At 56.0% G+C, this 12592-nt stretch carries 12 protein-coding genes; 2 read left to right on the forward strand and 10 right to left on the reverse strand.

Features of this window, described 5'->3' with window-relative positions:
- Positions 1-3 precede the first annotated feature (3 nt).
- Together BDD14_RS12310 and BDD14_RS31785 are read left to right on the forward strand one after the other, a co-directional pair.
- Complete coding sequence (locus tag BDD14_RS12310) at positions 4-2088, forward strand: 3'-5' exonuclease (RefSeq protein WP_130419064.1); 2085 nt, start codon at positions 4-6, stop codon at positions 2086-2088.
- Positions 2089-2358: 270 nt separating this feature from the next.
- Positions 2359-2730, forward strand: coding sequence for a hypothetical protein (locus BDD14_RS31785; protein WP_165420047.1), 372 nt, complete (start codon positions 2359-2361; stop codon positions 2728-2730).
- 446 nt (positions 2731-3176) lie between these two features.
- Here BDD14_RS31785 and BDD14_RS12315 read toward each other — a convergent pair whose 3' ends face one another.
- The 10 genes from BDD14_RS12315 to BDD14_RS12355 all read right to left on the reverse strand — a co-directional run bounded on the left by BDD14_RS12315 (position 3177) and on the right by BDD14_RS12355 (position 12550).
- Positions 3177-3743, reverse strand: a complete 567-nt coding sequence (locus BDD14_RS12315) for a recombinase family protein (protein WP_242617908.1) — start codon at positions 3741-3743, stop codon at positions 3177-3179.
- Between the two features lie 214 nt (positions 3744-3957).
- On the reverse strand, positions 3958-4914 hold the full coding sequence (locus tag BDD14_RS12320) for a plasmid partitioning protein RepB C-terminal domain-containing protein (RefSeq protein ID WP_130419065.1): 957 nt from the start codon (positions 4912-4914) through the stop codon (positions 3958-3960).
- 12 nt (positions 4915-4926) lie between these two features.
- Positions 4927-5790, reverse strand: coding sequence for a ParB/RepB/Spo0J family partition protein (locus BDD14_RS12325; RefSeq protein ID WP_130419066.1), 864 nt, complete (start codon positions 5788-5790; stop codon positions 4927-4929).
- Complete coding sequence (locus BDD14_RS12330) at positions 5787-7340, reverse strand: recombinase family protein (protein ID WP_130419067.1); 1554 nt, start codon at positions 7338-7340, stop codon at positions 5787-5789. Before BDD14_RS12330 ends, BDD14_RS12325 begins: the two co-directional genes overlap by 4 nt.
- A 731-nt stretch (positions 7341-8071) precedes the next feature.
- On the reverse strand, positions 8072-8401 hold the full coding sequence (locus BDD14_RS31790; protein ID WP_165420048.1) for a hypothetical protein: 330 nt from the start codon (positions 8399-8401) through the stop codon (positions 8072-8074).
- Positions 8402-9544: 1143 nt separating this feature from the next.
- Positions 9545-9613 carry a hypothetical protein gene (locus BDD14_RS34455; RefSeq protein ID WP_423201792.1) on the reverse strand — a complete coding sequence of 23 codons (69 nt, stop codon included), beginning with the start codon at positions 9611-9613 and terminating at the stop codon, positions 9545-9547.
- A gap of 7 nt (positions 9614-9620) precedes the next feature.
- Positions 9621-9803 (reverse strand): DUF6979 family protein, encoded by a 183-nt coding sequence (locus BDD14_RS34460; protein ID WP_423201753.1) that lies wholly within the window; start codon positions 9801-9803, stop codon positions 9621-9623.
- 77 nt (positions 9804-9880) lie between these two features.
- Positions 9881-10588 (reverse strand): uracil-DNA glycosylase family protein, encoded by a 708-nt coding sequence (locus BDD14_RS12345; RefSeq protein WP_130419069.1) that lies wholly within the window; start codon positions 10586-10588, stop codon positions 9881-9883.
- A gap of 128 nt (positions 10589-10716) precedes the next feature.
- On the reverse strand, positions 10717-12087 hold the full coding sequence (locus BDD14_RS12350) for an LAGLIDADG family homing endonuclease (RefSeq protein ID WP_130419070.1): 1371 nt from the start codon (positions 12085-12087) through the stop codon (positions 10717-10719).
- A gap of 97 nt (positions 12088-12184) precedes the next feature.
- Complete coding sequence (locus BDD14_RS12355; protein WP_130419071.1) at positions 12185-12550, reverse strand: hypothetical protein; 366 nt, start codon at positions 12548-12550, stop codon at positions 12185-12187.
- Positions 12551-12592: the final 42 nt, after the last annotated feature.

Raw genomic sequence — 12592 nt, forward strand, 5'->3', positions numbered from 1 at the left:
CGGATGGAATTTCGGATCGCGGACACGTTTACGGCCAGTCTCGCCCGGCTGACCGGCGAGGAGCAGAAGGCGGTCAAGACGACTGCGTTCGATCTGCAGTTAAACCCGGCGCACCCAAGCCTCCAGTTCCACAAGCTTGACAAGGCTAAGGACCAGAACTTCTGCTCCATCCGCGTCAGTCGTGATGTTCGCCTTATAGTCCATCGGACCGGCGCAAGCTTGCTGCTCTGCTATGTAGACCACCACGATCCGGCCTACCAATGGGCGGAGCGCCGCAAGTTGGAGACTCACCCAAAGACGGGGGCGGCGCAACTGGTCGAAATCCGCGAGCGCGTGCAGGAGATCACCGTTCCGAAGTACGTGGAGACACCAGCCAGCCCGGAACCAATGGTCGAGAAGGCACCGCTGTTCGCTACCGTTCCGGAGGCCCAGCTACTCCAGTACGGCGTTCCTAAGGAATGGATAGATGACGTGCGTGGGGCGACCGAAGACACGCTGCTCGATATCGTCGGACATTTGCCCGTCGAGGCTGCCGAGGCGCTGCTGAATCTTGCGACGGGAGTAGTTCCGAAGCCGCTGGTTTCAGAACCGGTGAGCGATCCGTTCCTTCATCCTGATGCTCAGCGCCGCTTCCGCGCTGTCAAGAACGTCGAGGAATTGGAGATCGCGTTGAACTCGCCCTGGGAGAAGTGGGCAGTCTTCCTGCACCCGGCCCAACGTCAGTTGGTCGAGCGAGACTTCAAAGGACCGGCTAAGGTCGCTGGATCTGCGGGCACCGGCAAGACCATCGTGGCACTGCATCGTGCGGTCCACCTAGCGGACGATAATCCGAGCGCCCGTGTCCTGCTGGCCACGTTCTCCGATGTGCTCGCGAACGCGCTACAGACCAAGCTGCGACTGCTGATTGGTCGCCGTCCACGCCTCGGTGAGCAGATAGAGGTGCTCTCGATGCATGAAGTGGGCTTGCGGCTTTACAGGTCTCAGTTCGGTGCGCCTACGATAGCGACCCCGACGGAGATCCGCAAGCTACTGGAAGAGGCTTCGAAGATGTCAGGCGAAAACAAATTCTCAGATCGGTTCCTGTGGAGCGAATGGAACCACGTGGTCGATGCCTGGCAGCTAGGGGCCTGGGAGCAATACCGGGACATCACCCGACTTGGCCGGAGGATCCGGTTACGTGAGGCGGAACGGAAGGTCTTGTGGTCGATCTTCGAACAGGTCGACGCCGGTTTGGCGAAAGGCAAGAAGATCACGGAAGCGACCGTCTTCGGACGATTGGCGAAGCACTACGCCGATGGAGCAGCTCCTCCCTTCGACTTCGCCGTCATTGACGAGGCCCAAGACGTCAGCGTTACACAGCTGCGCTTCCTGGCGGCACTTGGAGGAGGCCGTCCCAACTCCCTCTTCTTCGCAGGCGACACGGGCCAGCGGATCTTCCAGCAGCCGTTTTCGTGGAGGGCCATGGGGGTTGATGTCCGAGGAAAGTCCTCGACGTTGAAGGTCAATTACAGGACCTCTCACCAAATCCGAACTCATGCGGACCGCCTGCTGGACAGTGAGATCTCGGACGTTGACGGGAACGTTGAGGAGCGGAGAGGAACAATCTCGGTCTTCGACGGAGCACTTCCGGAGATCGTTGAAGCTGTAACCAAGGAGGAGGAGCAGAGCACCGTTGCCGATTGGCTGAGACGGCGCACCGCAGAAAACTACCGGCCAGACGAGATGGTCGTGTTCGTACGCTCTGCTGCCGAGTTGCCACGCGCCGAAAAGGCAGCAAAGCTTGCGGGATTGCCGTGCAAGGCGTTGGACACTCACATGGAGCCAACCGAGGGGACGCTTGCTCTTAGCACCATGCACCTTGCCAAGGGACTTGAGTTCCGGGCAGTGACGGTCATGTGTTGCGATGAAGGGATCATTCCCCGGCAAGAGCGGATTGAAGCAGCTGGCGATCTTGTGGAAGTGGAAGAGGTCTATAACACCGAGAGGCAACTCCTTTACGTCGCCTGCACCCGAGCCAGAGACTGCCTGCTTGTGACCAGCGGCGGGCCGCCGTCAGAGTTCCTACGGGATCTTACCGCTACACAGTAGAGACCGGTCGCCGATGCAACCTCATCGAAAGCCAGTCATTCGGAGTGTCCGCACTCCGCGTCAAATCCTGAAGCACTTGCCGAGGAGCATGCCACTGGTGCTCCTCACCACAAGGAGTCTGTTCCGCCAATGCGCTTGATCGTAGATGGACTCGACTCAACAATCCCCCGTTTCCGGCATCTCTGGGGACACCATATAGTGGGCTTCAGGCCCTACACGCACTGTCGCAGGTGCTTTGTCGGACGTGATGAGCGTAACGTCAGACCCACCATGGCCGACGGCGAGTACGAACTCGACGGCAGGGGCGAAATCTTCTATCTCTGTGGAGTCGGCTTTAAGGAGCGACACAACACAAACGTGCACCTGGCTGTGAGACCCCAGATAGGCAGCATCGCCGCAATAGGTTCTGCTTATGGAGTACGCTTCACAATTCGGGATGCGCAGGCTATTCCTATCAAACACCCAATGTTCTTGGAATCTCCGCCACGCGGGCTCGAAGGCCTCAAGGAAAACCATCTGAGGTGCAAAAACTTTCAGTTTGGCTGCCAGATGTTCGAGGTGGACGAAGTCGGCGACACGGTCAAGGGGGTCGTCGTTAGAACTCTGCGTGATGGTGCCCCGGTTCGCCGATGCAAATTGTAAGTGTTTCGGCGATGGACTTTTCCGGTTCGAACAGGAGTAATCTCTATGCCACAACCGAACCAAATTAGACGAGCTGCGCTGTCGAAACCTGTGCAGCTATCTATTTTCCAGCGTGACGGGTGGTTGTGCCGTTGGTGTAACAAGCCTGTGATTTTCGCCCGAGCGATGAAGTTCTTGGAATTGGAGCTGCGGGACTCTGGTTTGACTGCACCATTGGCGTACTATCACGCCCACTGGACCGGGGCGACAGCACCCTTACTTGATGAGCTGGGGGCAGTGTTAGTCAGTTTGGTTTCTCGACTTCTTTCGCTTCGTTCTAACTCCCTCTGTGAGTTCGTCCTAAAGCCCGCCATACGGAACTTCCACTCGACGATTGATCCAACCCCGCCATCTTCGGTACCACTAATGCGACCTCAGTGATCGCCCCGGTTGGTGCAATGGCCCACTCAACCCAGAGCAGAGTAGAGGGTCTGCCGCGATATCCTATACTCAGTGGCGAGTCCCGCCTTCTTTTCCCCAGCCGCTACTCGTTTGCGAATCTCCGCGACCTGCATAGCCGTCAGTGAAGGCTTCCTCCCTTTATAGACGCCAGCTTTCTTCGCCAGCGCAATCCCCTCCCGCTGCCGTTCTCGTATCATCGATTGCTCAAATTCGGCCACTGCGCCCAGCAATGAGAGCAGCAGGGTAGACATCGGCGAGTCCTCGCCAGTGAAGGTCAGGCTCTCTTTGACGAACTGGACGTGAACACCCTTTCTTGTGAGATCAATCACAATCTTCCGCAGGTCATCTAAATTTCTTGCGAGCCTGTCCATACTGTGGACCAACAGCAAGTCGCCTTCACGGATGTAATCGAGGGCAGCCTGTAACTGTGGCCGCACCGTGTCTTTTCCTGATGCTCTGTCGGTGAACATCTTGTCCACCTCCACGCCCTCAAGCTGGCGCTCAGTATTTTGATCAAGGGCACTGACCCTGCGGTACCCGACCCTCTTGTCATGCCGCCTGGCTGACATCATCCAATCCCCCTCAAAGTGTCCAGTTAGACTCTAGACTATCCGCAGGAAATGTCAATAAAATAATGAAGCTACCCTAGATGGACAAAAAAGATGTCAAGCTGGCGTGCAACTTTGGGGTATACCCCAGATTGACATACCCCCGAATTAACTCAAAAAGGGTCGAACGTTATTTTTATGGTCTACCCCTAGGAGAGCCGTCGAAGCGCAGCCCCTATCAGGCTACGTTTGCAGCCCTCTTCGTGACCGATCTCACCGCTTTGGCAGTTTTCTGAATTGGATGGGTGATTGTGCGCGACATCTCTTCGGCTTTTTCCCCGAGCAGCTTGGTGAACTCATTCAAGAGCTCAGCATGGTGCTTTGCCAGATACTTCGCAATACGTGGGTTAGCCAGCAACCGTTCGACGTATCCGAGGCCGAGAGTCAGGTCGAGCGCCTGGGTAGCGTAGGACTCTTCCACCTGCTTTAGGTCGGTGAGCAACGCCTCGGACTCCTGTTGGAGGACTTCGAGCTTAGCGCCGCTGCCAGGACTAGATCGACTCACTTTCTCAGGGGTCACCAACAACTCAGGCTTTGTAATCGTCAGAAGTGCCTTCGCCATTCTCGTTGAGAATGCGTTAGCGTGAATCATTCGCTCAGCGGCTTGGATCTGACCGATTGGCTTCATTTTGCGCAGGACGCCATAAGTCTGGACGGCGACCCTCCGATTGGTGAGGAGCTCGACAACCTCTTTACATATGCCATCCAACATCGATCGCTTTCGACGGATGGTTTCTACATCGACGGAGAGCGATACCGAAATATCCTGTTCGTTAACTCCGTTCGACAGGGCTTTCAATATCATGTAGTGCTCGCCAATGTTGGATAGCTGATTGACCCGCTTGTTGTAGGTATACCCCTCGTCGTCGGTAGAGAGGATGCACCGAACCTCCGTTTCCTGGCGCTCCGTCAGAACATCTAGCCTAATCGCTCCATCGAGGAGCAGGAACTTGCCGTCACCAATCGGAGAGACCACCAATGGTTCCACCAGTCCCAGGTATGCAATTGAGGCGGCGATCTGCTTATATTTCCTCGATTTCCGTACTTCCGTTGTGAGCGTTCCCCTTGTACTGATAGACGCGATCGGGAGCAGCACGGTCCTAAGCTCAAAGCCAACGTTGGTAGACGAGTTCACACTGAATCCTTTCTATCCGATGCGCTCCGCAAGATGGCTCGGAATATCTTGGATGGATTCGGCTCGCAGGAGCGTAACGAAGTTTTCATCCTGGAGAAGCCGTTTCATCGAGGTGGATAGAATCATCAGCCGATGAGTAACCGCGCTCAAGCGAGCCACCGCAGACCGCTGCTGTTGGACGTGCTGCTCATACTCTTCGATCAGCACTCCCGCTGATAGCGTTCGCTTAGTGAGGCTTGTTCGTCCTGATATGCGATCCTTTGCCAGACGCATCGCGACGATACGACGCGCCATCTCCAACTTCGCTCCTCGCAGATCGCCCGTCTCATAACCCTCAATCAGAGCACCCTGTACCTCTTCGTTGGTTCCGTTGGAAATGACGATAGCAATTCGAAGCGGAATTCTTCCATCGTCCACGGCCTGGAGTAGAACGGTCTCACCGTGCTTGAGAAGCTGGACGATACCGTAGGCATGGCTCTTTTCCACCCCAAGCTTCTCGGCAATTTGTTCCGTCTTGTATCCTCTGTCTAACAAACTCCGAAACTCAAACAATAGGGCGCGATTGGAAGGTGGCCGCCTCGCGACATTCTCAACAAGGCTCATCAGGTATAGCTGCTCACGAGTTACTGTAGTGACGATCGCCGGGATCACAGTTTTGCCGAGGGCCATGAATGCCTCCAGCCTTCCCTGGCCGCACACCAACTCGTACTGGAATCCGCCGCCAGCGGGGACCTGATGGTTCACAAGGATTGGCCTTTTGAGTCCCACTGCTTCTATGCTGGCCACAATTTCCAGGAACTTGACTCGATTTCTAGGCCGAGGGTTAGCGATGAGTATCTGGGCAATCTCGATCATCTGAATGACCTCTTCGCTCATGCGACCCTCTCAATCGATCTGCGCTCAGCCATGCCGATCAGAAACCTCAAGTCGTCGAATCTATACAGATCAATCAAGATGCCGTTTTCTCGGCTGAGTCGAAGCCGAGTGGTGAACAGATCAGTGCCCGGAAACAGATAGTAGTCCCGAACGGTTTGATTGTCGGGTTCAAGGCGAACTGCAATCGTGACGTCTGGCCGGAGAGATGCATCGAATCGAAGATTCCATCGCGTGCTACCGCTGGCAGTGGCCTGGCAGCGAGCCATAACCAGAGACATCGAGAACTCCTCGTTCACGATAAAGAGGTCCGTGATGGGATCTTGCCGCACGAACGCCCCGTCCTCACGTAGCTTGCTCAACAGCGTCTCGCAGTGCTCCGCATGAGTACGGCGGAGCGCTCGGTTGAGTTCGATGAAGGCGAAATCACGGTCGGGCGTGAAGCCCACCAGCGTATATGCCCGCAGCAGTGTGTTGAATCTGGAACGATAGGCGCTGCTCGAAGGCATCTCCTCGGTCTCGTCGATTAGGACCCCGGAGAGAGTCCCGTAACGTTTGAACAGGTTGCGGAGCCGCTCTAGCATCTCATCGTTGGTGAAGTGTCTTGAACGAGCCTGGATGATTTGCTGGGCCCGGAGGAACTGCTCGGGTGGAACGACGGGGTCGAACGCGGCTTCTTTTCTGATCCACATGTCGGGAGTGTTTACGATGCGCTTCTTTTTCAGCTTGAAGGATCTGCGATTGTAGACGTTCATGCCCGCATACTTTGGATTGGTTAGCAGTTGATGCACCGTTCCTCGCGTCCAGGCTCTCCCGAAGTCTGTCAAGAGTCCGCGATCGTTGAGGGACTGAGCAATCTGCGCTTCAGTCCGCTCCCCACGCGTGAACGTCTCGAATGCTGCCCGGACAACTTTGACTTCTTCGGCTGGACCAAGTACGAGTATCACCCGATCCGTCTGAATGCTCTTCTGTTGACCGCGAGACAGGAGTTCTTTCGGCGTGCCATCCATGGCGACCAGTTGTCGCCGTAAGCCGTATCCAGCCGGGCCGCCCTGCCGATATCCCAACTCAATCAATCGGCACTGCCCGGCAAACACTTTCACCGACAGTTCCCGGCTATATTCCCCCGCCATAGTCCGCTTCACGCTTTTGATCAGGGTAGAGATCGGACTCCCGTCGTTCTGAAACTGCTCTGCGCAGTAATGAACATTTACGCCCGCTCTTCGGCAGACGTACTCGTGATAGGCACTCTGGTCAACATCCTGGAAGCGTCCCCAGCGGCTCACATCGTAGACAAGCACGGCGCTAAAGTCGGCATGGCCGGATTCTGCTTCCGCGAGTAACTTCTGCAACTCTTCCCTGCCTGCAAGGGTGAGGCCACTCTTTCCCGAATCGGTGTACGTTGTCACAATCTCCATGCCATGCTGCCTCGCGTAGCGGGCGATAACTTCGGACTGATTCTCAGTGGAGTATTGCTGATGCTCGGTGGACATCCGGACATATTGGGCTGCGCGTAGAAGTTTTCGGGGGGACCTTAGGTCCTGCTCTTCCATGGAGAGACCGCCTCTCGACGCGCCTTGTTAGGCTGAACCCGACTTCTCGAAGCCTGATACGCATCGGAGGCGCGATCATACACTAGCCTTATTAACCTAGCTCTTCATCGAATCCAGTCTCTTGCAGGTCATTGGAAAGATAATGTTTAGGGTTCGAATGATGATTTGAGAGCAAAATGTGAGTGAAGATGTGCGTTTTCGGCAAAGTCGGCTTCACCCCTCCTGGGACTATCCGAGCCGAACATACTCAGGATCGGTTTGTACTCCGGGGATTGCTCCAATCGCGCATGCTTCGCCAAGCTAGTCGTTGAAGTCCTTGATCATCACTTCACTCTTGCTAAACATGGTGAAGTCGCCCGCATGGATCAGAATGTCGCCATATGGAATCTCCATGCTGCGGTGGAGTTCGTGGGTGTCACTCAGGAGGACAAGTCGGAACTGGGCTTCAGCATAAGCGTGTGATCTTCCCCACTGGATTTGTTGTTAGTTGCGGGGTGATGATGCGGGGATGGAACGTGGGGAAGTTGTAGGGGCGAAGCGGACGCGGGTGCATCGGAGTGTGGCGGAGAAGCGCCGGATCGTGGAGTTGGTGCTTCAGCCAGGGGTGAGCGTGGCGCGTGTAGCGCAGACAGAAGGAAGCATTGCGCTTCGATGGCCACCGCAACCGGAGCCAGCGTTAGCCCAGAATCGTTCTGGTGAACTAGACGATCTGGCGGTCCGGCGGCTTGCAGCTATGGGCATTTGGCGTCGATCCATTGTGCGACGGCATCCATAAGCGCGGCGGCTTCGCTACTGCCGACAGTGATGAAGCCGTGCGGTTCAACGCCATAATATTTGGTCATCGCTTTCGCTCCAGTGGTAAAGCTGGAGCGCCTTGCGATTGCATTAAAGGTGTTACGGTTCTCCCCCCAGTAGGTCACTTGGGCTGCATAAAATGTGTCTCCACCGAAGGTCCCAGGATAGATCGCTCGGCTCGGCGCCGGGAAGTTCACGTATTTTTGCTGACTTTCCAATACCGTGACGTCATAGAGACGCGCGACGAAGGCACGCATCTCGTCCACGTTTCCTGCTTGGCGAACATCTTTGCACTCTATCGCGACCCGGGGCCTCCCTGTCGGTCGCCCACCAGTTTTCCTCAGCTCAATGCCAACTGCTCGTGGAACCACGGATATATCAATCTCGTGAGCCGCTCCGCTCCGTCCTTGGAACTGAATGCCGTTCCAAATTTCCCACTCTGATCCGCTGGAAATCCGACGGAAGCCGATGACACTTGCATTTCCGGGACCCAAGGCCGCTCGTGGCACACCAGTCGGAGGTCCATCGCGCTGAATGAATCGAAGGTCAGAATCGCTTGAGCCAACGCGAGTGCCGTCCGACCGCTGCAACCAAACGTCGAATCCCTGATTCTGCAGTCTAGTCGCCACACCGGTCATGATGAACAGTTCGAAAACCCGACCTGCACCACTGGCAGTGCGCAGTTGGGGCACGGCGCCGAGAATCGCGTTAACTGCTGCTTGCACATCACTGATCATTCGTTGGCACCCCGACTTCGTGTTGATTCTACCCATGATTGGAGCGCATTCTGAAGCTTCGGAAGCGCGGCAATGGATAGGGCAACCTCGCTTCTGCGAATACTCGGTTCTTCGTATTCACCTTGAAGAACTAGGGCGACCTCTTCCATCCTTACCGTAGATGACTCAGGTCCGCCTAGAGGCACTCCGTTGGACAGAATCTCGTTAAGTTGATCGAGAGTCGTTTCTAGTGTGAACACAACTTCCGATATGCGATTGGCGACATAGTCGGCCGTCCAATTGATCTGCTGGTCTTCGACAATTGGCTCCGCCGGAAGCGACCTTGCTCGCCCTTCCGGTTCCACGCTGGCTGCTGCTCTGTGGAACGAACTGCGTGCTGCATATGTTGCAGATCGTCACGTGTCTCTTCTGCAACCCGTCCCTGATTCAGAACTTCCAGCAGTTCAAACGCGAGCCAATCCGCGTTTGCAAATGTCAAGGCTTCGATCAGCGGCAGGAGTCTTCTATCAATTGTTGCCATTAGCTCGTTAGTTTCCGTCCGGAAACATCTTAGCTGAGTCCGCCCATAAGTCCGGGCTGAAAAACACCCGCTTCCTACCGTCTCATCGAGGTTTCAGACAAACGGATCGATATTCTTATCCGGAAAAGTGTTGAACTGTACCGAAGCTTAGGCTAGTGAATCGCGAAAAGTAGCCTGTTCATACGAACCGTGTAGTGACCTGCGGGAATCCCCTTAACCATTCCCTCTTCACAGAGACCTAGAAAGGCTCCACCGCGGGCAGCTCTTCTTTCGCGCCGTCGGGCTAGTGGGATAAAGTTTCTCCATTGCGCTCTCCCATCGAGCGACAGGGCTGATGTTTGCAGAAGACCCTTGCCGAGTCGCCATGAGTGCTGCTTCTCCGTACCCATTCGCCATCGTGGACCCTCGCATTGCGCTTACCTCGTTCTTATTAGAGCACTCAGACTGGCTACGGTGGATGCCTCGGGGCCACTTTAGCTTGTAATCTCCTAGGCCATTGCCGCCCGAATGATCTCAGCTTCGGTCACAGGAACGCGCATGTTCTTCATGCGGCGACTTTGGTTCGCAGCTCCGAAAGACGGATGCAAGAGAGCGACTACGTTGGTTCGTACTCCTGCCGCAGGAACCTCGACGTCGTGTGCAGAGTGGCCGACAGTGCTCTGGTCAATGTCAATCCATCCCTTGGCCCCGCGCCAAGGCGTAAGCGCAGGTATTAGGCCGTGGGCACGGCCTGCGACTTCGGGGCCGAGTAGTAGTATCGCCGTCGGCTTGATCTCCTGGATCTGCTTCAACAAGAGCGAAAGGCATGCCTGCTCGTAGTCATGGTCAGGTTTTCGAAGGAAGCGTCCGGTCTGCTTGCTGCCGGGGAGAAGGCCAACAAACCAGTTGGTGCGAAAGCATTGAGCGGGATTGGAACCGGCTTGAAGGAGTAGAGCGTCCAAGTTACGCCATGTTGCTTTGTCGTCTTCACGGCCCGCTGACTGAATCTCGTTGCGGTACTTCTGGCAACCGAAGTTGTGCCCGATAGCAATGATCGTGGGGTGGTCATTCCGAACCACATGACTCAGGCCGAAACCCTCGGGAAAGAATGCCGGGCCGGGGAGTCCTCCCACAGCCGGTAGGCGGTCGGTACCCGATGGCGGCGCAATCGCCAAGGACTCTTCCTGCCATCGCGCGATCGATGCGAGCAAACTCATGAAGCCACTCTACGCGATGAGGGCCTCCATCTTCTCGACTATGCCGTGAATTTGGGTGTACTTCATCAAGACAAGCGGAATAGCCCAGCACGTGTTCAAGGAGCATGTGCCGGGCCATATCAGCTTCATCAACGGTTGGTGGCACCGCGACTGACGACGCCGTTCAATACATATGAATTGGTCAACGGCATCGTGAAGTCGAAAGTGGGTTCTGCAGGCATGGCGCTGACTGAAATCACTTCGTCGTAGTAGTAGTCAGCCACATAGATTTCCCGAAGCCGCTCGAGCGCAAGGCTCTCTGCCCAACTTTCAGCAAGAATTTCTGCCAGACGCTGATACGTGAGCTTGGCGAAGGGCGTGCGATCACCGGTGTTCCGATCCATGTAGTCCCGGACCTTGCGGTAAAGTGCACGATCGACCTCGGACGAGTTGCACACCGCAGTGACAAGACCGCCAACGTTGGGAATGGAGTCAAGATTCGGGTTCCGCTTCCTGCCCCGGAGCCCATCACAGGCCTTCTTCCGGATCTCGCTGCGGAACCCTACGTTGGACAGGAATGATTCTGCCTCAGCACCGTAGAGCGTCAGGCGCCAGTATTCCTTTTCCGGGTACTTCGGAACACACTTTTCCTTCAAGATGCTGACAATTCCAAAGTGGACCAGCAATGCAACCTTAACTTCGGAGAGGAGCTTCTTCGACGCCGACGATACCTCGATGACAGAGCCATCGATCGAACACTCGCAGTCGAAGTAGCCCTGAAGGACCGCACGGATGCCGTCACGGTTGAGACGACGCAGAACCGGCCCCAGAACCTTACCTGCGGCATTGCACCGCTTCCATCCGAGCAGTTCATAGAGCCGCTCGACGTTGACCTTCGAGTTGAAATAGTACCCCAAGGAGTTCGTCTTCCCAGGCCTTGCGTAGATCCTGGGTTCCTTCCCGATGAGTGCAGTTCCATAGTTGACGATGGCGCTCTGGACGACGGGGTCATCGTTGCAGAGCAGAATGCGGTTCCATCCAAGGTGGCCGTCGGCCAGCGTTACCCCGACGAAATAAAGGTCGTCGTAGGACAGATCGGCGACCACCCCGATGCCCGATCCATAACTACGGTTGACCGTCAAATGGTGACCGGGGCTGATGTCTGACAGCTTCTTCCAGACCCACCATCCGGCTTCGTCGATGGTAAGAAGCTTCTGGCTTGCGGTGGCCTTGATGACAAGCCCTGACCGGGTGACGACGCTGAACACGGAACGGGAGCCGTTGTTGGTTAAAGTTTCGGTATGTTCGGCTGCGCCATGACGATTGAACAACGGGTACCGAGTCGGCGTGTTCTTGTTTGTACAGGTGGCGCCGACGCCGGTCTCAGTAAAGATTTCTCCAACGTACTTCAGACCATTGGGGGAGATCATCAGCTGATCAGCAGTAATACAGTGGCTTAAGGTGGGTCCAGGATCAGGCTGGACGACGACGTTCTTCGGTGCGAAGTCTTCAAGAGGCACTTTCGTTGTTCTCCGAGTGGTTTATTCGCGGGGTCGTTAAACCTCCACTCGGGCTAATACCGTTCCCGGGATCAGGATCCTGAATATGTCGGCTCCTTTATTTCGCCAAGAGCACGTCATAGTTGCGGCGTTCATAGCGAACCCAGTACTCGCGGCGGTGGAGGATGCCCTTGATGCGGGTGCGTGCGTTGCGACCTTTGCCCACGACCTCTTCCGTCGCGTTGCACATCGCAATGAGGAAGCGCTGAGGTACGCCTTCGGGGTGACCAAGCAGGATGGCTGCGCTGTAGCGGGCCATCATGGCCATCAGCACGGCATCGCAGGCGTCGGTGTCGAGGTTGGGATACTTCCCCTGGTCGAGATAGCTGTAGGCCTTCTCGACGTTCTCCACCTTGTTACTCGCGCCCTTCTTCGTCAGGCCCATGAGAGAGCGCAACGTCGAAGCATTGGTCAACATCCCCACAGGAAGGCTTCTAAGGCCCTAGCCGTACCTCGAGTCTTCGTT

The sequence above is a fragment of the Edaphobacter modestus genome (assembly GCF_004217555.1).
Classification (GTDB): domain Bacteria; phylum Acidobacteriota; class Terriglobia; order Terriglobales; family Acidobacteriaceae; genus Edaphobacter; species Edaphobacter modestus.